The sequence below is a fragment of the Pectobacterium brasiliense genome (assembly GCF_016950255.1).
GTDB classification, from domain to species: Bacteria; Pseudomonadota; Gammaproteobacteria; order Enterobacterales; family Enterobacteriaceae; genus Pectobacterium; species Pectobacterium brasiliense.
Map to the genome: position 1 here is coordinate 763690 of NZ_JACGFN010000001.1, position 25048 is coordinate 788737.

At 55.4% G+C, this 25048-nt stretch carries 22 protein-coding genes; 5 read left to right on the forward strand and 17 right to left on the reverse strand.

The window, feature by feature from the left end:
* Nucleotides 1-3 precede the first annotated feature (3 nt).
* Nucleotides 4-4887, reverse strand: coding sequence for an AvrE-family type 3 secretion system effector (locus H4F65_RS03430; protein ID WP_010681711.1), 4884 nt, complete (start codon nt 4885-4887; stop codon nt 4-6).
* A 173-nt stretch (nt 4888-5060) separates the two neighbouring features.
* On the opposite strand from H4F65_RS03430, the gene H4F65_RS03435 reads away from it, so the two are divergent.
* Nucleotides 5061-6491: a pectate lyase gene (locus tag H4F65_RS03435; RefSeq protein WP_010681710.1), complete on the forward strand. Its 1431-nt coding sequence runs from the start codon at nt 5061-5063 to the stop codon at nt 6489-6491.
* 1 nt (nt 6492) lies between these two features.
* Nucleotides 6493-6816, forward strand: coding sequence for a hypothetical protein (locus tag H4F65_RS03440; protein ID WP_010681709.1), 324 nt, complete (start codon nt 6493-6495; stop codon nt 6814-6816).
* A 127-nt stretch (nt 6817-6943) separates the two neighbouring features.
* Here H4F65_RS03440 and H4F65_RS03445 read toward each other — a convergent pair whose 3' ends face one another.
* From H4F65_RS03445 to H4F65_RS03500, 12 genes are all read right to left on the reverse strand, one after another.
* Nucleotides 6944-7402 carry a hypothetical protein gene (locus tag H4F65_RS03445; RefSeq protein WP_010681708.1) on the reverse strand — a complete coding sequence of 153 codons (459 nt, stop codon included), beginning with the start codon at nt 7400-7402 and terminating at the stop codon, nt 6944-6946.
* A 310-nt stretch (nt 7403-7712) separates the two neighbouring features.
* Entirely contained in the window at nt 7713-8783 is a 1071-nt protein-coding gene (locus H4F65_RS03450) for a harpin HrpZ family protein (RefSeq protein ID WP_010681706.1), read from the reverse strand.
* Between the two features lie 144 nt (nt 8784-8927).
* Complete coding sequence (locus tag H4F65_RS03455; protein WP_010681705.1) at nt 8928-9275, reverse strand: hypothetical protein; 348 nt, start codon at nt 9273-9275, stop codon at nt 8928-8930.
* Nucleotides 9268-9459: an HrpT family type III secretion system protein gene (hrpT, locus tag H4F65_RS03460; RefSeq protein WP_010681704.1), complete on the reverse strand. Its 192-nt coding sequence runs from the start codon at nt 9457-9459 to the stop codon at nt 9268-9270. The genes H4F65_RS03455 and hrpT overlap by 8 nt, the downstream gene beginning before the upstream one ends.
* 27 nt (nt 9460-9486) lie before the next feature.
* Entirely contained in the window at nt 9487-11556 is a 2070-nt protein-coding gene (gene sctC / locus H4F65_RS03465; protein WP_010681703.1) for a type III secretion system outer membrane ring subunit SctC, read from the reverse strand.
* Nucleotides 11549-11983 carry a type III secretion system chaperone gene (locus tag H4F65_RS03470; RefSeq protein ID WP_010681702.1) on the reverse strand — a complete coding sequence of 145 codons (435 nt, stop codon included), beginning with the start codon at nt 11981-11983 and terminating at the stop codon, nt 11549-11551. The genes sctC and H4F65_RS03470 overlap by 8 nt, the downstream gene beginning before the upstream one ends.
* The gene (locus tag H4F65_RS03475; protein WP_009112566.1) at nt 11970-12194 is read right to left on the reverse strand and encodes a type III secretion protein HrpF; all 225 of its coding nucleotides are present in this window, start codon (nt 12192-12194) and stop codon (nt 11970-11972) included. The genes H4F65_RS03470 and H4F65_RS03475 overlap by 14 nt, the downstream gene beginning before the upstream one ends.
* Before the next feature lie 146 nt (nt 12195-12340).
* Entirely contained in the window at nt 12341-12940 is a 600-nt protein-coding gene (sctL, locus tag H4F65_RS03480) for a type III secretion system stator protein SctL (RefSeq protein ID WP_010681701.1), read from the reverse strand.
* Nucleotides 12941-12977: 37 nt separating this feature from the next.
* Nucleotides 12978-13607, reverse strand: coding sequence for a hypothetical protein (locus H4F65_RS03485; RefSeq protein ID WP_010681700.1), 630 nt, complete (start codon nt 13605-13607; stop codon nt 12978-12980).
* Nucleotides 13604-14371 carry a type III secretion system inner membrane ring lipoprotein SctJ gene (gene sctJ / locus H4F65_RS03490; RefSeq protein WP_010681699.1) on the reverse strand — a complete coding sequence of 256 codons (768 nt, stop codon included), beginning with the start codon at nt 14369-14371 and terminating at the stop codon, nt 13604-13606. The genes H4F65_RS03485 and sctJ overlap by 4 nt, the downstream gene beginning before the upstream one ends.
* A gap of 6 nt (nt 14372-14377) precedes the next feature.
* A complete protein-coding gene (locus H4F65_RS03495; protein WP_010681698.1) occupies nt 14378-14749 on the reverse strand; it encodes an EscI/YscI/HrpB family type III secretion system inner rod protein in 372 nt (123 codons plus the stop codon).
* A gap of 69 nt (nt 14750-14818) precedes the next feature.
* The gene (locus H4F65_RS03500) at nt 14819-15025 is read right to left on the reverse strand and encodes a type III secretion system major pilin HrpA (protein ID WP_010681697.1); all 207 of its coding nucleotides are present in this window, start codon (nt 15023-15025) and stop codon (nt 14819-14821) included.
* 345 nt (nt 15026-15370) lie between these two features.
* On the opposite strand from H4F65_RS03500, the gene H4F65_RS03505 reads away from it, so the two are divergent.
* Nucleotides 15371-16951: an EAL domain-containing protein gene (locus H4F65_RS03505; protein ID WP_010681696.1), complete on the forward strand. Its 1581-nt coding sequence runs from the start codon at nt 15371-15373 to the stop codon at nt 16949-16951.
* A gap of 82 nt (nt 16952-17033) precedes the next feature.
* Here the strand turns inward: H4F65_RS03505 and H4F65_RS03510 are convergent, their stop codons facing one another.
* The 4 genes from H4F65_RS03510 to H4F65_RS03525 all read right to left on the reverse strand — a co-directional run bounded on the left by H4F65_RS03510 (nt 17034) and on the right by H4F65_RS03525 (nt 21399).
* Entirely contained in the window at nt 17034-18089 is a 1056-nt protein-coding gene (locus H4F65_RS03510) for a sigma 54-interacting transcriptional regulator (RefSeq protein ID WP_010681695.1), read from the reverse strand.
* Nucleotides 18090-18467: 378 nt separating this feature from the next.
* Nucleotides 18468-19109 carry a response regulator transcription factor gene (locus H4F65_RS03515; protein ID WP_010681694.1) on the reverse strand — a complete coding sequence of 214 codons (642 nt, stop codon included), beginning with the start codon at nt 19107-19109 and terminating at the stop codon, nt 18468-18470.
* Between the two features lie 36 nt (nt 19110-19145).
* Nucleotides 19146-20615, reverse strand: coding sequence for a PAS domain-containing sensor histidine kinase (locus H4F65_RS03520; RefSeq protein ID WP_010681693.1), 1470 nt, complete (start codon nt 20613-20615; stop codon nt 19146-19148).
* Between the two features lie 241 nt (nt 20616-20856).
* The gene (locus H4F65_RS03525; protein ID WP_010681692.1) at nt 20857-21399 is read right to left on the reverse strand and encodes an RNA polymerase sigma factor; all 543 of its coding nucleotides are present in this window, start codon (nt 21397-21399) and stop codon (nt 20857-20859) included.
* A gap of 338 nt (nt 21400-21737) precedes the next feature.
* Between H4F65_RS03525 and sctW the strand changes: the two genes are divergently transcribed.
* A complete protein-coding gene (gene sctW, locus H4F65_RS03530; RefSeq protein ID WP_010681690.1) occupies nt 21738-22946 on the forward strand; it encodes a type III secretion system gatekeeper subunit SctW in 1209 nt (402 codons plus the stop codon).
* A complete protein-coding gene (gene sctV, locus H4F65_RS03535) occupies nt 22943-25045 on the forward strand; it encodes a type III secretion system export apparatus subunit SctV (RefSeq protein WP_010681689.1) in 2103 nt (700 codons plus the stop codon). Before sctW ends, sctV begins: the two co-directional genes overlap by 4 nt.
* Nucleotides 25046-25048: the final 3 nt, after the last annotated feature.

The following is a 25048-nucleotide window of genomic DNA, read 5'->3' on the forward strand; positions in this document are numbered from 1 at the left end:
CGATTAGCTGTTTAGCTGCAAGCCTACCTGCTGGAGCTGTTGCAACGCGTTAGCGGTCGCGGGATTGGCTTTTGCGATCTCGCCGCTCAGTTTGTAACTTTGCGGTACGGTTTGATCCTGCCCGTAGCTAAAGCTGACGTTGCCGAGCAGTTTATTCATGCTGACGCCCGCGCTGCTTGACGCGTTGATGATGACCGCTGGGGTATTGAACCCTTCGCTTTTCTTCACCGCCTTCGAGACTTCAATGCTGGCGAGACGCAAATTATTGCCGTCTTTAAACAGCGCGATGACGTCATCCTTGCCGTGCGTCTTGTTCTGAATGCCCTTCTCGATCTTTTCCCGCACATCGTCTTTCAGTTCCAGCGAGACCGTCACCGACGCTCGGTCGTTATTCTGCAAGCGGCTCACGATGTCCTTCAGCGCCGGATTGTCCGCGATCAGTTGATTAATGCGATCGGCATTACTCGGCGGCAGCGAAGAAAACAAATGGTTGCCGATCACCTGAAACAGCCCGTTTTCCGTCAGTTTGCTGAGATTGGTATAGGACGTCGTGTGCTTGACGCTATCCAGCGTTGCCCCGTCGCGCAGCGCAACATCCTGCTGCACGTTCAGCTTTTTCAAACTCATTAATCCCTGATGCTGATCGTCGGTTTTTGCCGATTTATCCGCAAAATGCGCATTCAGGATGGCCAGTTGGTCGACCGGTTCCACCATTCCTTTCACGCTGTCGATCAACAGCTGACTGGCCGGATCGCTAAAGGCGGAAGCCAGCGTCTTGGTCACCGCCTCAATGTCTTTGTTTTCCAGCGGTTCTGCCTTTTTCATGCCCAGACTAATTGACTGGTTAGTGCGCGAATCGGTCGCCACATTCACCCCAACACTGGCCGCAGTGAAGAACGGGACGGTGCCATCCGGTGTCGTTCTGGCCGCCCCAGCACTGATAGTGGCATTGAGCCCCCCAGTGGCCTGATTCATGAAGCGCAGACGGTTGTCAGATTCCGCATAGGTGGTGGATTTCTCCCCTTGTGAAACGCTGGATGAACTGGTGCCAGACAGCACGTTAACGCTCGCCGTCACGCCAACCGACCCGCGCAGCGTCGCACTGGTTGGTGCCGCACCTTTTTCCGTCAGGTTGATTCCGCCGCGCAGCTCCAGCGCCGCATTGCCATCCAGATTAAAACTAACCGTTTTACCCGTCTTCACGCTGTGCTGCTCCCCTTTATCCAGCAGGGCAAGCGGGTTGATCGTGCCGCTCGACAAACCGTCAATAAAGCCGGGCAGTTCTTCTTCGCTGAGGGTGAAATTCAGAGCGTTTTGCTGTGCCATTTGCAGGCTGGCGGATACACCGAATGAGGCGCGGACATCCGGTGCAAAACTGTGTTTGCTGTTAATATTTTGCGTCATCTGCTCCGTGGTTTTCCCTGTCAGATACTGGCTGACGTCATACCCGCCGGAGTAACTCACTTTCCCGGTAATTCCGCCTGAACGCTCGAAGGCAACGTTGATGCCATTTTCACCGCGAGAAAAGCTCAGATTGTAATTGCGCTCACCGCTAACACCGCCGCCCGGCACCGGAGGGAAAGGCAATGGCGTGCCGCTGACCACAAACGACATGGATGCCCCGCCGCCATAGGTCCGGTTAAACGCGATGCTTTCGTTGCTGTCCAATGACAGGACGGTTGCCTTCATTTTATCGATCATGTCCGTCTGGCTGGCTGCCTGCATCACGGTTTTCGAGGTGACGCTGATGGCGTTATCCTCTTTCCTGAACGCCTTCATAAAGGTTTTAACCGAATCGTAATCCGCCTCCAGCGACTTATGACTGGTGAACCCCATGTCGGTCATCTTCTTCACCGGGTTTTCGCCGTAATCACCCTGCCGCAGCGCGTTAAGCGCTTTCATCATCGAGGCCAATTCCACCTCACCCGGCGACGTGCCGGATAGCGTATCGATGCGATCGGTCAGCTTATGCAAGTCTCCCAGCACCAGGGTATCCAGTACCAGCCGCGTTTTCGCCAGTGACAGTGCATCGCTGGTATCCCGCTGCTGCCCAAATGATTCACTATTCGGCTTTTGGGCTATCGGCGTTTTGCTGTCGACAAAGGCTTTGAGCAGCGTACCGGCCGTACTCGTTTTCGATGACGGATGACTTTCCATCGCAGCCAGCAGCATCGGGGCCAGATCTTTTTCTCTGCCATGCAGGCTGGCGGGTTTGCCTTCCGTGTTCATGACACCATTATCGTTCACCACGCCCTGCTGTCTGCCGATCAGCAGCGCCGCTTTGGCCGAGCTGCTTTCCAGTTCGGTATGGAACTGTTTTAACAGGTTCACCAGCGGTTTCCCTTTTTCCCCCAGATCCAGCTTGTCTAGCTTACTCGCCAGATCCATCACTGTGCCCTGCGGTTGGCTCGTTGTGGCATCCAGCTTTTTCAGCAATTCGGTTTGCATGTCATAAACAGGTTTCAGGCCTTCACGTCCGCTGACCTGATGCTGCACATGGTCGGCAAAGGTTTTTAACGGCCGCGGCACGTCCAGGGTGAATGAGACCAGATGGGCTCGCAGCAGATCTGACAGTTTGCTTTTCACCTGCTGCGACTCTTCGCCCGTTTTACCGAGAACCTGAACATCGGCTTTAAATGTGACCCCGGTTAACGGTATTTTTCCCCCTTTGGTCGCGACATCCAGCCGACCAAACACCGTTTCTGCGGCTCGTGGCTCCGCGGTTAACGGCGCTTCCCCTTTTGGCACCGTCGTTTTCCACGCGCTCCCTTGCAGGGTATGGAGTTCATGCTCGTCCTGCGCCACCTGCACATGATGCTGCGCATTCGTGCCCAGTGAATTCACTTTGCCCTCTGATGGCGTCTTCACTGGCTGCCATTGTGCGCTGTCGTGATTTGCCGCATTTTGCCAGTCGGCTTTCGGCAGTTGGAAAAGCTGCCCTTCTTTATTCAGGGCAAAGAGCGTCTGCTGGTGATCCAGCGCGATGTCCTGTATCTCACCGGACAAGCCATTTTTAGGCAGGGCCAGCGGTGGCGCGGCGAGCTTATCCGTTCCCGGCTTGATCTGGTGAAAGTGCAGATCGCCCTGCTTATCGACGGCAATAAATTTATTACGGTTGACCACCGCCATTGCCGAGACGTCATCATCCTTGGCAATTCCCGGAAGCGCGGTGCCCGCTGACGGCGTCATACGCACCTGCGGCAGCGTAAACACGGTATTATCACCGTGCGTAAACGAGTCTGATTTCTGGTTAATGGACAGCGGCTTTATTTCACCGTCTTTTAGCGTGTAAGCCTGATTGTCCAGCCCGCGCTTGAGCTGGCTGGCTTCAACGCTGGATGCCTCCCAACTTTTGGTATTGCCGTTGTAAAAATGAACTTTGCCTTCCTGTAGACCAACCTGTCCCAGTCGCCCCAGATCTAAGGTGTCTTTCGCCTCGGGTGCTGCCGTGGTCAGCCCTAGCTTGTTATCCACCACCAGACTGTCGCTCAGGTTCCACCCCGGCGTAGGGGACAACCCATTCTGCCCCAGAGGCGCGACATGCTTTTGTCCCTGACGATCGGTGGCGAGAACCTGCGTCTGGCCGTGTTCATCGTGGGCAAATCCGGTAATACGATGGTCGTCACCCAGCACCGCATTCAGTTCCGGCGTGCTGACCGGGGTTAATGTGGCGTGTGACGCACCCGCCTCGGGCAGCGGTGCGTGGTAAAGCTTGCCGTCATTGTCGGCAATCAGCAGGTGTTCTGCGGTTAACCCCACTGCTTTCGCATACACCGGTTCGCCATTGTCTAGCTTGAGATCCACTGGCTGCGGCGCAGCATCCAACGTGCTCATCAGATGCAACTGCGTAAGGTGATCCTGCTCGGTCAGCACGGCAGATTGCCCGTTTTGATTGGCGGAAAACGCCGTAATTTTATCGCTGAAGGCTGATGACGCCGTGCCTGACGACAAATTGCTCAGCGTGTGGTCGTCTTTGACCGCATACAGTTGACCATCGCCCTGCCGGGATAACTGGCTGTGGGCGACATCGCTGCTTTGCTGCCAGACGCCAAACTCGGTATTCAGTGCAAAGAGCTTGCCGTCATGAAGACGCAGTTGCTCGCCCGCGCCTGACGCTGAATCGGGCTGTCGGTGGACACCGGTTAACAACTCGTGGTTCATGCGTCCAGAGAGCGGCACGCTCGTAGATTCGCCCGAGGTTGCTTTCAGAGAAATACGTTCCGGCGTGGAGTCCAGCTGTATGTTACCCGCGCTCAGCTTGCCCGCAGGCATCGCGCCGCGGCCGCTACTGTGAAGCGCAATATGCTGATTGTCATCGCTTTGAATCACGAACAGCCGCCCTGATTTGTCGGCTAGCGCGTGCTGCTGTGCATCCTGATTTTCATGATGAGCCACGAACGGCTGGCTATTTTTCCCGATAGTCTGTTGTAGCAGCGTGCTCAGCGCCTCCGGCAAGCCTTTGCCAAACTGAAGCTTACCGTGGCTGTCCAGCGCGATATCGGGTTTCGCGGCAGGTGTAGCGGTATGACTGCCATTTATTTTGATCTCAGCGGCTTCAGTGGAGGCAAAACGCGGCAGGCTCTGGATCGGCCCACCGGATGCCAGCGAATCACGCGGCGCACGCGCTACGCTCTGACTCACGCCTTCCGCTGAAAATAGTTCGCGCAAGGTCTTCGAGCGCGAGTCCTGACTCTTCACTGAACTGCCGCTTCCCTGCTCCAGTTGGGGCGGTTTGTTTTTATCATGCAAACCTTGCTGAATCAGGGATTGCGCGCCTTTTTGGCTCGCGCTGGTGCTACTGCCCTGCGATAGCGATGTGTTAGCTAGCGTAGCGGGCGCAATTTCCGACACGGATAGACCGGGCTGAACATGCTGGATTTTCTGCATAACAGGTTCCAAGGGTGATGAATTGATCGTGTCGGTTAAGTGGTCAGTTTCTCCTTCCGGTTCCCGACACCTTTCTCTCCCTGAACGGGAACCGCACCACAGCTTCCCTCACTTAATACGCAACAGACGTAAGCCTGTTAATGACCCACATTATTCACTTTCAAGGAGATGTTATGGCTGATATGACGATCACGCTCAGCATACAACCCGGCGCAGGCCTGTCATCAACAGGTCTGAATTCCCCGCTGTCAGGCAGTAACGGCGGGGCATCGCCACGCTCTGCACAGCAGGATAGCCAGCTCATGGAGGCGCTGGGCACCTTACTTAGCGCGCTCTTGCCTAATGTACAGGGCAATACGCCGTCATCAACCGATGGCAGTCCACTGGGCCAGACTGGCGCAGGCAACGGCGGCAGCTCGCCATTAGGACGAAATGGCAACCCTGCCGATATGCTGATGAAACTGCTGGAAACGCTGATTCCGGGCAAAAATGGGCAGGAAGCAGGGAACCCACTCTCTTCCGGTTCGTCAGGCGCGGCAGGCGGCAGTGGCGGTGCCTCACCACTGGCCGGCTCATCCGGCACGGGCGGCGCAGGCGGTGCACAAAATCCAGAAAATTTAAGCCGTTCTCTACTGCAAGATTCGGCTGGCAGCGCATTAGATAACGCCATCAGCCCAACGGCAGACGGCGGTGGCCAACTGAGTGGCAACGCTCTGTTGAAAGCGCTGATGGAATTGATCGGCAATCTGATGGATTCACAGAAAGGTGAATTCGGCCAGCCGCAAGAAAAAGGACAGTCACAAGGTGGCGGATCGCCATCGGTGGGCGCACCTTCTGCCGGCGGTGGGGGTTCACCTGCTGCACCATCAGCGCCGCCTTCACCCGTTGGTGGTAACGGCGGCGGCGCGCCTGCTCCACTAACAGCCGCACCAACCGGTGTTGATGGCGGTTCGGCAGCATCGCCGACGACGTCAACAGCAGGTGCTGGCCCAGTTGCCTTCCCTAAAGCCAGCGGTGATGCCACCGTGGTCAATGACACCATCAAAGTCGGCCCCGGAGAGGTCTTTGACGGCGGCGGTAAAACCTTTACCGCTGGCAGCAAGTTAGGCGATGGCGGCCAGGCTGAAGGCCAGAAGCCAGTCTTTGAACTGGCTCCAGGCGCAACGCTGAAAAACGTGGTGTTTGGTGATAATGCGGCGGATGGCGTACACGTTCGCGGCGATGCCAAAATTGATAACGTACACTGGACCAACGTGGGTGAAGATGCGCTGACGGTAAAATCCAATACTGGTAAGCCAGCCAATGTTGAAATCACCAACAGTAGCGCTCAGGGCGCTTCCGATAAGATTTTCCAGCTGAATGCGGATGCCAATCTGACCATCGATAATTTCAAAGCGAAAGATTTCGGTACGTTTGTCCGCACCAACGGTGGACAACAGGGTAACTGGAACTTGAATCTGAGCAACATTGACGCAGAGAACGGCAAGTTCTCGTTCGTGAAAAGCGACAGTGAAGGGTTGAACGTCAAAGGCAGCAACATCAACCTGACGAACGTCAATAATCACTACAAAGTGCCGGATTCCGCCAACTTACAGGTGAAGTAAAATGCCAACCACGATGACATCTCCCGCACCGACACGCTGGGCGGATATCGCCAGACAAGGCGGATATATTACACCGGCGCAACGTGAATCGTTCACGCAGGCTATCCATCTGGTGAGAACACAGTTGAACACGGTACTCAGCCAGTCAGGATCGCTGCGGCGGGGTGAGTTCGAGTTCGATGCGTTTGTGGATTCGCTGGAGCAGGATTTTCTGCATCAGGCCGACGTCCATACGAAGAACGGGCTACATAGCGACGTGGCGCAGACCTCGTTCTGGATCGCCCGCCTGATCGCCGATCGTTTTATTGCGGTGCGTCAACTGTAATACGTGCGCCATGCCACACCGGGAAAAAGCCAGCCAGGGAAACCTGCGCTGGCTTTATTACTTACTGACAATAAAAAAGAAGATGACCATTCCTGATCATCTTGTTCTTCCAGCGTCACCAGATCATTTAGTATTGTGGGTAACGCGTTTCCCAATTTTTCTTGAAGTGACTTTCATTAACGCCAAATCTCTGCTTTATGAAGGCCATACATTTATAGAAATCATCGAAGGTATAATATTCGTCATCCTTCACGTGTGCAGCGAAAACCTCGGAGTCAGAGTCTTCCAGATATTGCTTTTCAATATCGCAAATATTTAGGTTATAGAGCCAGAAAACATTGTTTCTATCAGGAACGTAGCCTAATGCTTTTACCTCTGGGTACATCTCTTCCAGCGTCAGCATTCCCTTTTCCAGAAAACCCATTTCTCTTTCGAGCATCTCTTCAGGGAAATAAGCTCTGGGTCTGATGATAATAAAACGTGAATCCTTACCGCCATTGATATCCATTTCACAGTAGGAACCGTCTCTAACATCCCCTCTAAAACCGTAGGGGTATGGGTTATAAGGGGTGATTTTCTCGGTCATTACTGACGTCCTTACTGTGCCCAGTATCGTGATTGCCAATGGGTTTACTCAACAAGAGGCTGGTTTGACGAAGCGAAATAAAATAATGAAAACGTTCCATGTGGTTCCTTGACGCAAGTCCCGTTCAGAAAAAGTTGCGCGTAAAGGATAGCAAGCGAAGGGAAAACACCATAATACAATACAAAGAAAGGACTAAAACGAAGCAAGCTGATTGAATTGATTTGAATTGATTTGAATTGATTTGAATTGAAATAATCACATTAAAACAAGAGAGCAGTGCTTCCGCCCTGCTCCCTGTCGTTTTTTTGTTTTAGCTGGAGAGCTTTTGCAGCCCCATATTGACGATACGGTCGCCGATCATCGCCGCATCAATACCCAAAGACGCACCGCCATTGCCGCGAGCATTCAGGTTAGTATTGCCGGTATCGCCCGCCACCGCGCTCTTGATCATGCCAACCGCCTTCATGAATTTATCCATGCTGCCTTTGGTCATGCCGTCATCATCCGGCTTGCTCAGCGCTTTCGCCCAGGATTTGTCATCCTGCTTTGCCGTCTGCCAGTTATCTTTCTGGTATTCCGGTTTACCGAAGACTTCAGGATATTGATCCATAAACTGACCAATTTCTTTCGCCATCGCCCGATCTTCTTTATCCACGAAGTAACGCGTCGGGCTGTCGTTGTGCGTGCTGATGTTGTTCAGTTCCTGCAAACCGGCTTTTTGCCCAACGCTCATCCCCAGCGTGCTACCCAGTTGATTGAACGCACCCGCACCGCTCAGGCCTTGCAGACCGTTATTGCCCAGTTGCAGCGGTGGCGTTTGCCCTTTCGTCTGGCTCAGGCCGTTGCCCAGAATGGCAGACAGCGCATCGTTAACGCCTTGGGTATAGGCAGAAATTTCCGGTGACGACGGCTGTTTGTTGCCGAACAGCCCCCCCTGCTGCTGCGACATGCCGCCGCCCAGCAGATCTTCCAGCGCGCTAAACAGCAAGCTCCCCATCATGGCCGATGGATTCATGGCATTCATGCCGGCACCCAGCGCCCCGCCTAATCCACCGCCGAGCGCACTGCCCAGCCCACTACCAAGGCTACTGCCGAGACCGCCCCCTAGGCCACCGCCCAGCAAACCGCCGCCGAGTCCGCCCAGGCTGCTGCCTAAACCACCGAGCCCACCACCCATGCCGCCGCCCATCATGCTGCCCATGAACATCATGGTTGTCATGATATCGGACAGTTTTTCTGCGATGTTGCTGCGCTGGCCACCAAACGCTGACTGCAATGGCGATCCGCCATTTTGTGAAGACTGTGATTGAAATAAACCGCCGTTACCGCCCGCCTTGATCGTGATTTGCAGAGAGGTTCCGCCACCAAGAGAATTAAGCATAATGTTTCCTCAATGAGTAAATGGGTTATGAAAGCGCCAATGATGTGCGGTCAACCCGCGTGATTGTGACACTCCCCCATTAAGTGATTTCCTTGCACGCTCAGTTCCCGTCTTATGCACGAAAACGCATGACTTTTTCACGGTTCAGCGCGGCGGCAGACCGGCCAAACGCCACAGTTCGTCGATTGCCACAACCGACTCTGCCAATGTGGATAACGCGCGACGTAACCGCAGATGTTGCTGTTCATCCAGACTCAGGTCGCAGGCAAACAGCGCATCGGCCTCCAGAAAGCGGCGTTGTAAAATTTGCCGCAGCATACCGGGGTAATGTCGAGCGGGAGCCAGCGTTAAGATAAGCATGGCCTTATTCGCCGACACCGCCGTAAACCACAGCGTGACGCCCGACTGTACCGCCCAGCAGGCCGTCGTCGCGGTTTTCAGCGCAGTGAGGAAATCATGCTGATTATCGAATACCGCCACGGGTTCACTCATCCACGCTGACTCTGCTGTAATCCGCCGGGCTGCTACGCAGATCGGGCTGCCACCAGATGATGAGCTGCCGCGTTTCCGGCTGCGGACGACAGGTCACCGAGGCGCAGTTGGCGAGCTGCCGCGGGGTATTGCAGGCGCTCAGCAGGAGTGCGATCAGCGCGACGGACAGTGCTTTATGATTCATGACCATTTCCTGTTTTAATTGGAATCGCTACTGAGATGTCAGCAGATTACGTCGGGCGGGCTGAGACGTCAGCGCGGGCTGCAACGCAAGGAACACCTCGCTGGATTCCCCCGGTGCTAGCGTCGTTTTCGGCCACACCGCCACCGCTAACGTGCGGCTACTGGCACAGGCGGCTTCATCAAAACGCTGGGGCTGTGTGCCGCCGTTACGTACGACGCCGACGCTCAGGCGCACCTGACCATTGCTATACCACTGATAGCGCGAACTGTCGTAGATCAGGCCCGACTGCGAGCGGCATACCTCGCCCAATCGCGTACCTTTACCGTCTGCCTGAAACCCGGCGGGAAGTTGGCGGCTGGCGAGATCGCGAAACGCGCCTTCAATCAGGCTGTAGAGATCCGTTTTACCGTTGCGCTGCGCGACGCGGTTCATCGCACCATTCAACTGCTGACGATTGGCGGAGGACACATAGCGCGTGGGATCGGTTTGATCGCCGACCAGATGTGGCGTCAGGATAAACAGGCGCTCACGGCGCGAGACTTCATGACGCGTCGAGGTAAACAGCTGCCCCAGCAGCGGGATATCCCCGAGGATCGGAATGCGGCGATCGCGGTCACCGCTCTCTTCAACGTGAAAACCACCCAACACCAGCGCACGGTTCTCTCCAATCAGCGCCTGCGTGCTGACAGTGCCACGTTTCACGCCGGAGGCCTCACCTTCACGCCCGGTCTCCACCTGACCGTCTTCGATATCGATAACCAGTTGGATACTGCGCTGCGCCCCTTCGCCAATCACGCGCGGCGTCACCTGCAGGCTGGTGCCAGCGGTCACCGGTTGAATGTCCGCGACGCGTTCACCCGTCGCCGTGATGAACGCCGTCCGGCTGAAATCAACAATCGCGGGTTGATTCTCCAGCGTCAGTACGGAAGGATTGGCGACGATGGACGCCGTTCCTTCCCCTTCGAGCGCCTGAATATCGGCGAAGAAGCGTTTGAAATCGCTGACAAACAGGGTGCTTCGTCCCATCATCATGGTGCTGCCCGCGCTCACATTGCCGAGCTGCGCCTGCCAGTTCGCTTCCAGCCGCGACAGTGCGGTTCGGTCCACATCCAGAATAATGGCATCAATATTGACCAGATTTTGCGGTACATCGATATGGTCGACGAGCTGCTGATACTCCGCACGGCGCTTTTCATCATCCCGAATCAACAGCGCGTTATTACGCACATCGGCGGAAATCTTGCCGCTTAGCGTCACACGGCCTGACGCCTCGCCGTTGCGACCTGGGTTATTACGGGTTGCCAGTCGGGTCATCAGCGAACGCGTACTCTCCCGCATCGCTTCCATGCCGTTATCCGGCTGCACGGGCATCGGGCCGGATGCGCCTGCCGGTGCCGCACGCTGACCATCCATCAACTCATTGAGAATAGTCGCGACGCCGGGAATGGTGACTTTTTGATCGCGATATTGCAGCGTCCGGTCGGATACCGAGGCATAGCGCAACGGAAATATCATCACCTTGCGCCGTTCGTCCTGTTTTTCCCGCTGCTGACTGAAATTACGAATCAGATCGATATACGCCTGCGGGCCGGTGACCAGCACCACGCCCTCTTCCGGCAGTTCCCCCCAGCCGAAGCGGGAATCGAGCAGACCGATACCGCTGAGCGCCTGTTTGATATCGGGCGCGGCATCCGGAGAAATCTCCAGCCGCACCGACGCCTGTTCATCCTGCGGGCTGACATACAGCGCATTGTTATACACGAACCACTGAAAACGGTGCTCCAGCGCCAGCCTGTCGAGGAATAACGTGGGGTTATCCGCGCGAATTTTCGCCGTAACCTCATTGTCCGCAATATTGCCCAGCACCAAATCCACGCCGTGGCTGTTGGCAAAATCCGTCAGAATCGCGGACAGCGGCGTTTGCTCGGCAGAATAGGCATACGCGCCCTTGTTCCAGTCAGCTGGCGTGGCAGCGTGCGCCAGCGAAATCATCCCATTCACCGGGATAATCCCCATCAGCACTACCGCCCAGCAAAACCAGCGATAGACCGCCAGAAAAATGCTATACGCTTGATGACGTATCAGTCCCTTACGCATGTCGTTCTCCTTGCAAAAAAGCCAGCGTGTTCAGATTCAGTGGAGCGGAAACGGGCGTTTTCGCCCGCGGCGTGAGCAGGCTCAGCCAGACGTCCCGTTGGTTTAGTAAGGTTTCCAGGCTGCGGCACAGCTGCATGACGTCATCGGCATCAGGCCGCATCCATAGCCAGAGCTGTTCATCCTGCGGGGAGAGCGACAGTATGGCGGTATCATCCTGAAACTGGGCGCGGGCGGCGTCAGCCAGCTGTAAGGCACGCGCCAGCATCGGCTCATCCGGCAACACGCGCAGCGGAATGGCCGCGCTACACGCCACGCCCGAAGACTGCCGTACAAGCGCCACCGCCCCGCCATCAATGTTCAACTTCAGCGTCGGCGTCCCGCCGTTTAGCCAACGCTCCAGCATCACGGCCAACTCAGTTGAAGTCATTGATGATGGCCTTTGCCAAGCCGTGTTTCACGCTCAGCAACTGCCCGACCGCCCAACTGGCATTGGAATAGTCCATGCTGGCTTCAAAAAAGGCATAACTGTCTGCCTGACTGGCTCCACCTTCGGCAACGTTCAGCGCAATATCATCCAGCTGTTGCTGCGAATCGACCAGATGCGCGTCAAGGCGACGTTGAATGGGGTTAAGGGACATAGCACGCTCTCCTCATAGGGTATTTTCCTCACAACAGGGTTTGGGTCGGTGACGAGAACGTTGGTCGTAAACCTGAGCGTTCTCGTCATTGACTCAATAGTGAGTGGTTAACCCCGGCATGCAGTTCCCATTAGCAGACAGTGATTTCACATCGCAGCGGGATATTCAGGAGGAATCAGCTGTGCTGTCGCCTGTCGCCAGCTCAGCGACATCACGCCATGCGCCGTAATCAGCTTCATGGCATCGCTATCCAGCGTGTCGTCGCTGGCGAGACGCCACTCAAGATGCGTATGTGCATCCAGCCAGTGCTGTACATCGGCAAGTTGGGCGGGATGGCAATACAGCGTTCCCCGACTTTCTCCCTGCTGTTGCTTCAACAACTGTCGCAATAAAGCGTGATGGCGCGACGGTTCAGGCGTTTTATCCAGCAAATGCGCCAGCGCATCACGCAGCAGCTGTCCGGCTTGCGTAATCATGCTCTTTTCCAGATCCATTCGGTCTTGTCGAACGCCCTGTAATAGCGCGTTTGCCTGCTGCCAGAATTCCGCTTCTGCCTGTTCGACAGCCTGCTCACCGAGCGTTCGGGCACGTTCGTGCGCCTGCGCCACAATCGTATCGGCCTGCGCAGTGGCCTCTTCCCAAAGTGTCCGACTGCGGCGGTGCGCCGCGACTCGCTCCGCCGGAATAATCACCGTTTCCTCCCGACTGCCGCCGGGTAATGTCGCAAACGTCTTTGTCATCAGCATGCTTCGTCCTTAGCAAAATGAATAGAAATGAGGAGGGTTATGTGGGTGTCGATGCCTTCCAAATCAGGGCATCGCACAGCGCATTCAGCCGGGCGGCGGGCAATGACATCGTCGGGGCATGGCAGGGAGTATCCCCACAACAGGGCCAATCGCGAGGAAAAAGCAGCCGCAGACGCGGCCAGCACGTTTCACCATAGCGAATGCGCAGCAGCGTCAGCGCATCCTGATAGCTCGTGGCGGGTGACGTCGACGATAAGGCAGAAAAGGTGACCGCTGACGGCAGCCATAAGCCCGGCCGCAGCGCCTTTGCCAGCCGCTCGCACCATATACCTTCCGCGTCCGAGCGGTCCGGATTGCGTACGGGCTGACACACCCGCACCATCAGCCGCAATACCGTTTCGCGCTGCGCCGTATCCAGCGCCCCTATTTGCATCAGTGAAGCCAGCGGATCCGGTGGCAACACCGACGGCAGAGAAAAATGACGATGAAGCTGCACGGCATTCACATGCAGCCAGTCGCGGCGCGGCGGCGAATCGGGCAACCTCACCTTCCCGTCCCACCAACTGAGATCGGCTTGTAACAGGCAATCCTCTGCCCACCAGGTCAGCCAGGCAAGCGGTGTGAGATCGCCCGACTCATGCCGTTGGCGTTGCGCTTGTATGGTCATGGTGACGATACTTCCTTCGCTTTTTTCTGCTGCCATTGTCGCAGGTGAGGCGCGCCGATGCGCCAGCCTAATAGCCCAGCCAGCATTAGGCCAAATAGCCCTGCGCCCCACTGCCAGCGGCGCATCTCATCCGGCGTAAGCGTGAACGGCCCGAGCGTGACCACGGGGATCGTGTCCTGATACGGTTCCGCCGGAACAAAGACGATCGCCAGTTCTTTATCATCTTTGCCAGACAGGCCGGGGATGCTACTGGCGACCATACGGCGGATGCGCTGCTCCATCCCATCGGGCTCAAGCTCGGCACGGTATTTGATAAACACCGCTGCCGAGGCTGGCTGAACCGGCTCGCCGGGAGCAATACGTTCGGGCAGCACCACATGCACCCGCGCCACCAGCACGCCGTCGATCTGCGCCAGCGTCGCCTCCACTTCCTGCGACAGCGCGTAGATATAACGGGCGCGCTCTTCCAGCGGCGTCGAGATCACACCGCTTTTCTGAAAGACCTCGCCCAGATTGGTACGCGATTGCTTCGGTAAACCGGCCGCATTCAGAATATTGACGGCACGTTCCATGTTTTTTGCATCGATCACCAGCGTGACGCCGGTTTTATCCACCCGTTTCTCCGCGCCGATCTGATAGCGGCCGAGCATCGAAATCGCTTCGTTGGCATCGTTCTCCGACAACCCACGATTCAGCTCAATCGGCTCGCCGCAGCCGGTCAATAGCCCGATCAGCAGAAGAAACACTCGCTTATCGATTTTCATAGGCCGCTACTGTAAGTTGGTGAGTTTTTCCAGACTTTGCACACTTTTCGCCACCAATTTAGCGCTCAGCAGACTTTCCAGATAGAACGACGACAGCGTTCGGGTCGCATCCAGCACATCTTTTGGATTATTGGAGCGCATCGACTGGCTCACATCGCGTTCGGCGGATTTAAATACGCCGTTCAGTCCCTGAGATTTTTCCGCCAGTGCGCCCAGCCACTGACTGTTGCCGCTTTCTGCTGTCATCGGTGCCGACGACATCGCTGCGCTAAACCAGGACACATCCTGATTGGTCGAAGAAGAGGAAAAAGACGTGCCGTTGTCCGCCAGCGGAGCATCCCCCGGCTGGGGCAGCGTAGTAGCGTGGTTGATTTTCATGGTGTGGATTCCATCGCGGACGGGATAAAAAATAAAGCCGGAGCAAAGCTCCGGCTCGTTGCATCACGATCAGAACTGGATAGCTTTCGCCGCTTTCTGCCCGGAGTTCAGTGCTTTAGACGCGGAATCCATCTGACCATCCAGAATGGAGTTTTCCGTATCTATCGCCATTTTCTCTGCCTGGGCGCCTGCTGCACGTGTCAGAGAGCCAGCCATCGCGGTATCCAGAGTCTGAGAAGCTGCCTGAGATGCAATCTGGGAAAGTCCAAAGTTCATGATATATCTCCAAATATAATAAATGTTTACGGTAGTGAACTGTCATGCTGTACATACAGTCATCTTGTTCATTCATTAAGTGGGATAGCGGGTCAGTGAGTTCCAACGAAAAGGAAATTCTTTCGGTAATGACAATGCGAGGGGAAGAACTAGCCTAGTTTTCTCTGTGTTTCCGGCCGTTAGTTATCATAGATTTTCTTTTAAAATAATAAAAAACGTTATTACCTGACCGAAAGGCCATACGTTGTTTCTGATTTGCAGGGACGTTTTTATGCTGTGCAACTGGCAAGGATGCGATATTTGAACCCATGCCGTACTATTCCGTCACGCTGCCAAATGGTCGCTATGCTCACCTTAACTACCAATACCAGATTGTGGTTCAGACTTATTTTGATTTCGTTTGCCAGCGCATTGCTGGCGCTGTTTATTGGTCAGGGAATTTTAGCCAGGCTGGAACAAACGCAGTTGCAGCACTATAGCCAGAACGTGCTCGAACAAGGAACCGCCGTCGCCCGTGAAAGCCGGGAAACCATAGACCGCGTACTGACGCTGAATAACACGCCTTGCTCCAGCGCCGATCTGAAAGAATTACGCCTGCTCTCCTTTTACTCCGTCTATCTGCGTGATATTGGGCGAATCAAGAACAACTATCTCATCTGTTCCGCGGGCTGGGGCATCCTCAACCCACCGATTTATCTGCTACAGCCAAACCTGACGACCGATGAAGGCATGCAGTTGTGGACGGCGATGAAAGACGTGATTGATCCACGTATTACCGCCGATATGGCGAGTCTCAACGGTGTCGTCACTGTCACCGCAGCCGCCGCATTTCGTCATTTCACTCAGCCCCCCGCCGAATACAGCGCGATGCTGCTCACGCGTAATCTGGGGCATATCTATCAGACCTTTGGCAACATCGACCTCACGATGTTCAAAGAGAAACGGCATGAGAGTAACGGGTGGCTGACCATGGGAAAACGCCAGACGTTTTTCTGCGCAACAACCCTGAATGTCTGCGTGCTGGCTCAGTTGGATTCTGCCGGCATCCTGTATCGCCCCTGGTATATCATCGCGGCGCTGTTTTCTGTCGGGGCGATCCTCGGGACCAGTTTTGCCCTGTCCTACCAGCTCTATGACGATCGGCACCATGCTTTACCATCACAGCTAAAACGCGCGATCAAACACCAGCGGTTTCAGGTCTATTATCAGCCGCTGATCAGCCTGCCGCAGCGCACCATTATTGGCGTAGAGGCGCTAGCGCGTTGGAAAAATGAACGCGGCGATAGTGTCTCACCGGAATACTTCATCAATATTGCAGAAAAAATGGGCTACTCAGATGAGCTAACCCGCATCATTACGCGTCAGGCGCTGCGTGACATGCAGCCGTACCTCACGCAGGACACGCCCTTTCTTCTGAGTATTAATCTGTCCGTCTCCGACATTATTTCGCCGGATTATCATCACTTCCTGAAGCAAATGTGTGATGAATTGGCGATCGATAAAACACGCGTCATGCTGGAACTCACCGAGCGCTCGAGCACGTCCCACAAGACGCTGGCTGATGGCCTTGAGGCGCTACGGCGCTCGGGCTATAAGATCGCGCTTGATGATTTCGGCACGGGTTATTCCAATCTCGATTATCTGAGCCATTTACCGTTCGATATGATCAAGATCGACAAAATTTTTGTCGACGCTATCGGCACAGACACGGTTAATGCCGCTATGGCCGATCTGTTATTTACCCTCATCAAAAAACTCGACGTCCCGGTGATCGTCGAAGGGGTAGAAACGCGCGAGCAAGCCGCCTACATCCTGCAACAGTGCCCGTCGGCGATTATGCAAGGATGGTATTTCAGTAAGGCGGTAGCCTTGCACGATCTACCGGATATCCATCACTATCCATGCCCGCCGATAGAGACGGTGTAACCTGAAAGCAGGCCTACAGGCAAAAGTCGGCCTGCCGTCATTGGCTACCGTACCCCAATCGGTAAACGGCGGAGAGTCTACCTCATGCCTCACAGGCTTCCCCGCCCCCTGCGCACATCTCTCGCGCCGTCACGTTCAGCACTTTCAGGCGGTGATAAAGCGTCCGCTTGGGGATCCCCAGTTCCACAATCACATCGTCAATGCAGTGGTCGTGGCGGCGCAGCGCATCCTGAATCAGAAATTTTTCAATCCGCTTTAAGCGGTCTTTCAACTGCAAAGGACGCGGATGTAGCAGCGGCTGAGTTTCAGCCAAAGGCGATAGCCCCAGCGCCCATCGATCCGCCGCAGCTTTCAGCTCGCGGATATTGCCCGGCCAGCTGTGAGTCAGCAGCTGTTCGTGAATTTCCGCCGTCATCGGTGGCAGCGCCATTTTCAGGCGCACAGCGGCTTCCTGACTAAAACGCTGAAACAGCGGCAGAATGAGATCGCTACGGGAACGCAGCGTTGGCAGTTGAATCTTTACGGTATCCAGACGGAAATAGAGATCGCGGCGAAACAGCCCTTTTTCCACCAGTTGCAGCAGCGGCGTTTGCGTCGCCACAATCACACGCATATCCACGGGCGTGAACTGGGTGCTTCCCAGCCGCTTTACGCCACGGCTTTCCAGCACGCGCAGCATCTTGGCCTGCAGCGTCATGGGCATACTGTCGATCTCATCCAGAAACAGAATGCCTTTATCTGCACTTTCCAGATAGCCGGCGCGGGAGCGGTTCGCGCCAGTATAGGCACCCGAGACCACGCCGAACAGCTCACTTTCGGCCAGGTTTTCCGGCACGGCGGCGCAGTTCACCGCCACCAGCGGGCCGCTGCATCGAGAAAGTTGATGAATGCGGTTCGCCAGCGTGTCTTTGCCCGTACCGGTTTCACCTTCCAGCACGATGTCGACATTGAGAGGCGCAATAACATTAATGATGGGCGAGAGCGATGAATGAATATCATCTGCTGTGTGTGTGGAATGTCCCGACGATGGCGGGAAATAGTCTACTGATGACCGAGCTTTTTCTAATGAGGGCTTTTCTAATGACGAATGCGCTAATAACGAATCGTGCTGTCTGTCCTGACGGTAATAATGATTCATTAACTACTCCTGAGGCCCAAATGGGCTAACTGACTGCCTTCCATAACGTGGTGCCCTACCGTGCATCTGTCGCGTTTCTCCGCATAACGTCGACAGATACCTCACCGGTAGCACGATGATAAGCATTACCGCCATTGAATAATGAAACCATCAGGCATCGCTGAACATCAGGTAGGAATTCCAGAGGAATTTGTAGGGAAATACCTACAAAAAACGATCAACATAAGCAAAAACAATCTGTTACTTCCCTGAACAATTAGCAGGAAAACGAAAAGATATTGTCAGGAAAGCGTAAATCTCAGCAAAGGGATTCACCGACTGTTGAATCCCTTTTATCTGTTATTTCTCGCACAGCGGATTTCCGCTCCTATTCCGCAACTAGGGAATGAGCTTCTTACTCACGACATACTTCACAATTTCCACATTGGTACTGAACTGCATTTTCTCCATCAGACGCGCTTTATGGGTACTGACCGTTTTGTTGCTGATGGCCAGCTCATTGGCGATGGCGTTGATACCCATCCCCTGCGCAAACATAATCATGATTTGGTGTTCTCTGGCCGTCAGCACATCGTGCGCGGCTCTGTCACCCTCCGTGTAGTTGGAAAACACCAGCTGCTCGGCAATCGTATGATCGATATAGCGAGCGCCCTGCGCCACGCGTCGGATCGCCGACAGCAGCGCTTCCGGGTCTTTATCTTTGGTAATGTAACCTCTGGCACCGCTCTTCAGCGCATGCTGCGCAATTTGTGCCTCGCTATACATGCTGAGCACCAGAATCGGCAGACGCGGATATTGCGCCACCACGCGCGAAATCAGCGCTTCACCGCTGATACCAGGCATCGACATATCCAGCAGCAGCAAGTCGGGGGTCACGCTGCGCAACTGCGCCAGTACCTGTGCGCCATTTCCCGCTTCAGCGACGACGCTCAGCGAGTCATCCAGCGCAAAGATCTGCTTGAGACCTTCACGCATGATGACATGATCGTCGGCGATCATTAAACGTATTGATTTTCCCATCGCTCATTTCTTCCTTTTGTTATTCTTATCCCGCGGTTAGCGGGTATCGCCATTTTTAGGAAACGTTAGCTGCACCAACGTGCCTTTGCCGAGCGCGCTGTCTATAACCACTTCGCCTCCCAGCATCCGTCCGCGTTCTTTCATGCTCATGAGTCCGAAAGCGTTTTTATTTTTAGCGCGGGAATCAAAACCTTTACCGTTGTCCTTGGTGCACAGCACCACGCAGTCCTGCTGGTTATCCAGCGTAATGATGACCTGCGTGGCAGCGGCGTAGCGCGCTACGTTAGTCAACGACTCCTGCACGACGCGGAAGGCCGCCGTGGTGCTCTCGTCATTTAGCGCCAGCGGTTCTCCCGACGTTCGCAGCAGACAGGTTGCGCTGTAGTGCCGGTTAAACTCGTCACACAGCCACTCCAGCGCGGGCGTCAGCCCCATATTCAATACATTCGGCCGGAGCCGGGTCGACACGTTCCGCACCACCTGGATCGTTTGGTCAGTCAGTTGCATCAGCTTTTGCAAATGCGCCTGCATCTCTGGGTTTTCCTTGGCAAAACACATGCGCATGAGCGACAGGCTCATGCGGATCGTGGTCAGGTGCTGCCCCAGCTCATCGTGAATTTCCTGAGCGATATGCTTACGCTCTTCTTCGCGTGAAACCTCACGCTGGCGCGCTAATAAACGCAGCTGCATGTGCGAATCGGCCAGTTTCTTCTCCGCATAGCGAATCGCCGTAATGTCCCGTCCGACGGTCAGAATGGACACCAGCGCGCCGTGCTGATCGAACTCAGGCACACAGCGAATATGGTGAATATGGTGATGACGCTGCTCACCTCTCCCCAGTTCTTCCATGACTTCACCTTCCGCACTACTGCGGGTATCGACAACCATCTGCACCAGCTGTTCCATGCGGATCGCACAGCCCACGCCGGGCATCAGTTCCGTAATCATACGGCCCCGAAGTTGCTCTATGGTGAAATCCAGATGTTTCAGACTGGCAGGGTTGGCGTACAGGCAGTTCAGGTTGGCATCGAAGCGAATAATCAAATCCGGCGTGTTCTCAACCAGCGCGCGAAATTCCTGTTCTCGCGCGTAAGCCAACTGCTCGATATGTTTACGATCCCTGATATCTCTGACGACACACATGTTGTAGCTACGTCCTCTGTGTTGGAAATGCGTGAGATTAACCTCGACCGGAATAGTCATGCCATGGCGGGTGAGGTGCTTGGTTTCAAACGTGGTGCCGACGCCCAATGCGTACTCATGAAACCAGTCGGGCGAGCTATGCTCAGCGACCCAGTCGGGATCGATATCGGCAACGCTCAAATGCATGAATTCCGTAATGCTGTAGCCCAGCGTCTGGCTGGCTGCTTCATTGACGTAACAAAAACGCTGATCTTCGTTGACGATATAAATCGCGTCCTTGATACGACCAAATGCAAAATCCACCAGCTCTAGCTCGGGAGCCTTGGTTTTCTCACCGGAACGAAAAGGTTGAGTGAACATCATTGCCATCTCCTTATTTGAATTAAGACTGTTGTGCAGCCACCCACCGTGCAGGTAGCGCAATACGGCGTCTCAACATTCCAGAAGATGGACAGGGAACCCTGCAACGGCATCAATGCGACCTGATATCACGGCGTGCGACCACGAACTGAACGGCAACCACCATCATTAAATACAGCGGTCACCACCTCAGTCAGTGAAAAACGGCAGGTGCAGGCGCGTCCTTTCGTCCCGTGAAATGCCGTCAGGATTCAACAGCCTGACGGATCACACCTCGGGCACGAGATAGTCGCGACCGCACCGTACCGATCGGGATCTCCAACTGCAACGCAAGATCCTGATAGCTGGCATCGGTATCCAGCAATTGCATCAGCATCTGACGGGTATCTTCAGGCAGTGAGACGATGGCATCCATCGCGCGTTTCAAGGACCGTTGACTTTCGGTGATAGCACCGGGATCGAGTTCTATCGCGATATGTTCCAGCATCTCATCGCCCATTTCCTGAGCACGCTGGCGTGCCTGCTTGAAATAATTGCGAACCAGGTTGAGGGCAATACCGAATACCCACGTCTCCGGCCGCGATGCTCCCGCAAATTTATCCTGATGTTTGAGCACTTCCAGATAGGTCATTTGCTGTAAATCCTCCACGTCGTCATGGTTGCTGACGCGCTTGCGGATAAAGTTATGCAATTTCTTTCCGTGTTGACGAAACACCTGTTCCCAATCGACAGATAACGCCGGGTAAAGCGAAGGGGTCTGTTCGATGTGTTTGGTAGACATTTCCATTTGCTGACTCTCCGTTGTTGTGCCTTATTGGCAAAAACGGAAGAGCAAGCCTTGTGCCAGCCCGAAAATATTTTTATCACACTGATTTTTCATCAGTTATTTTTTATCTTGCCTACTATCGTGCCATTTTTTGCCAGCGCCCACAGCACGAAATTGCAAGTTATTGCAATCCGTAATTTCAATAAGTAACGGCATTTAATCCAATCCGCCATCAAATTCGGCCTGCTCCGATGACTTCACGTCGGGGAACCCATCCTTTTCTGCGTCCACATAGCAATACATTCATACCGCTGCACGTTCACACCACGACACGTAGCCGATTTATTCAGGATGACATCATGATCAAAATGCCGACGGTTCTTCCCTCCAGTAGCGCCCTGCCGCGCCCTGTCGTGGTGGATGACGATCCCGCGCCGCAGGCTGCGGTACAGCAGACGAGTTCGCACCACGCGTCTCCCGGTTCGCCGCTATCCACCTCGATGGAGGAAGTGGCGATGGCGTTTGGCGAGCAGGCCGAGCGAAGGAGCAAATCGCTGAACCGACGCCACATCGCCCAGCAGCCGGACGCGCGCGCCACCGCCAATGTCGAACGGATTGAGAAACTGACCGAACTGTTCAGGATGCTGGAAAATCCATCGCAAAGTACGCTCGATCAGCAGTTGAGCCGGATGCGCGATCTGCTCATGCAGCAGGGCTCGTCGTCTCTTGAGGCGGTGCTGGAAGCCGCGGGCAACGATCCGGCGCGCGGCGATATCCTGCTGCGCCACATCCAGCAGCAATCTCCCCAGCAGCCTGAGCTGACCGCGGCGGCGGAAAGTGCGTTACAGCAGTTACATCAGGAGAAAGGGCCGGAAGTCCGAGCCGGTCTGAATACGGCAACGGCCATTGCGCTGTTCAGCACCCAGCCGGAACAAAAACAGGCGATGCGCGATCTGTACTACCAGAAAATCGTACATCAGCAGTCGGCCAGTGCACTGCTGGATTCCCTGCTGGAACGCTTTGACGCCGCGACGTTTTCCATTGGGCTGCGCACGTTGCAGCGGGCGCTGGCGGCGGATATTGCCTCGCTGACGCCGTCGATTTCGAAAGCCGTACTCAGCAAAATGCTGAGCAACCTCAATGATTCTCGTCACCTGAGCCATACGCTGTCATCCAGCCAGACGCTGCTTACCCGGTTAGCAAACAAAGTGCCCGCCTTTACGCTCGGTGCCGTGGAGCTAACCCGCCGTCTGATTGGTCTGAGCGCCAACGGTGCCTATGCCCGCGACCTGCATAATCTCGGACGGGAAGTCGCCGGTACGCAGGTACAGCATCAAGCCATGTTTTTCAGCGCCCTGCTGCCGCTCGTCAGCGACCTGCCGCATCCCCTGTGGCGCGACAGTAAAAACCGGCAAACGGCGCTCCAGCTGATACGCGGGATGATTGGCGATATCGCCCAATATGAGAAACAGCAGGCCAAAGGCACTCAGCATGATGACCTGACGCAGCGTGATACGGCATCGTGGCAAAAACAGAGTGCGCGCGATTCGGATAAGGAGCAGCCATGAATCTGTTGATTATCTGGCTGAACCGCATTGCGCTGAGCGCGATGCAGCGCTCGGAGGTCGTTGGCGCGGTCATCGTGATGTCTATCGTCTTCATGATGATCATTCCGCTGCCCACCGGGCTGATCGATGTGCTGATCGCACTCAATATCTGCGTCTCTTCCCTGCTGATCGTGCTGGCAATGTACTTACCCAAACCGCTGGCCTTTTCGACGTTTCCGGCGGTCCTGCTGCTGACCACCATGTTTCGACTGGCGATCTCCATTTCCACCACGCGCCAGATTCTGCTCCAGCAGGACGGTGGCCATATCGTTGAGGCCTTCGGTAACTACGTGGTGGGCGGGAATCTGGCGGTCGGTCTGGTTATTTTCCTGATTCTGACGGTGGTGAACTTTCTGGTGATCACCAAAGGCTCCGAACGCGTGGCTGAGGTAGCGGCACGCTTTACGCTCGATGCGATGCCCGGTAAACAGATGTCCATCGACAGCGATCTGCGTGCTGGGTTAATCGAAGCCCATCAGGCACGGCAGCGGCGGGAAAATCTGGCGAAAGAAAGTCAGCTGTTCGGGGCGATGGACGGCGCGATGAAGTTCGTTAAGGGCGACGCCATTGCGTCGCTGGTGATCGTGTTCATCAACATGATCGGCGGTTTCGCCATCGGCGTGTTGCAGCACAACATGGCCGCGTCCGATGCGATGCACGTCTACTCGGTATTGACCATCGGCGACGGGCTGATCGCCCAGATTCCGGCTCTGCTGATCTCGCTGACCGCCGGGATGATCATCACCCGCGTCTCGGCAGACGGGCAAAAAGTGGATGCCAATATTGGCCGCGAAATTGCCGAACAGCTCACCAGCCAGCCCAAAGCGTGGATTATCTCCTCCATCGGCATGTTCGGTTTTGCGCTGCTGCCAGGGATGCCGACGCTGGTATTTGTCACCATCAGTCTGGCATCGCTCGGCAGCGGTCTGTTCCAGCTCTGGCGCATCAAGCAACAAGGTCAGTTGGATGCCAGTCAGTTGGAAGCGGACAATATACCTGCCGAACAGAACGGCTATCAGGATCTGCGGCGCTTCAATCCCACACGCGCCTATTTGCTGCTGTTTCATCCGGTCTGGCAAGAGCAGCCAACGGCAACGGCGCTGGTGCAGAATATTCGCCGCCTGCGTAACAAACTGGTCTACCGCTTCGGTTTTACGCTGCCGTCCTTTGATATCGAATTCAGCGATCGACTGGCAGAGGATGAATTTCAGTTTTGCGTCTACGAAATCCCCTATGTGAAAGCCACGTTTGTCACCGATCGGCTGGCCGTTGCCAGCGGTGCTGTCGAATCGACTGATGTTGATCTTGCCACACCCGGTCCGACGCTGCGGGATGAAAGCCAGTGGCTCTGGCTGCCGCTCGCACAGGTCGCGCAACAGCCGGACGACGTGCCGCGCTGGGGTGCGGATGAGCTGATTCTGGCGCGCATGGAACAGGCCATTCACCGCACTGGCTCACAATTTATTGGTTTGCAGGAAACCAAATCCATTCTGGCCTGGCTGGAGAGCGAGCAGCCGGAATTGGCGCAGGAGCTTCAGCGCATCATGCCGCTTTCGCGTTTCGCCAGCGTGCTGCAACGGCTGGCTTCAGAACGCGTGCCACTGCGGTCGGTACGCCCCATCGCCGAGGCGCTGATTGAAGTCGGCCAGCACGAACGCGACACGCTGGCGCTGACCGACTACGTGCGTCTGGCGCTTAAATCGCAAATCTGTCACCAGTACAGCGACGAAAACAACCTTGCCGTCTGGCTGTTGACGCCAGAAAGCGAAGAGCTGCTGCGCGATGCGCTGCGCCAGACGCAGAACGAAACCTTCTTCGCCCTGACGCAGGACTACGCCTCCACGCTGCTCGGTCAGCTGCGACAGGCGTTTCCACCGCTCTCGCCGCAGCGCAGTCTGGTGCTGGTGGCACAGGATTTACGCAGCCCGCTGCGCACGCTGTTGCAGGACGAATTTCACCACGTTCCGGTGCTGTCCTTCACCGAGTTGGAATCCACCCTGTCGATCAACGTCATTGGACGTCTCGATCTTTACGACTCCCCCGACCCCTTTAGCGCATAGGAA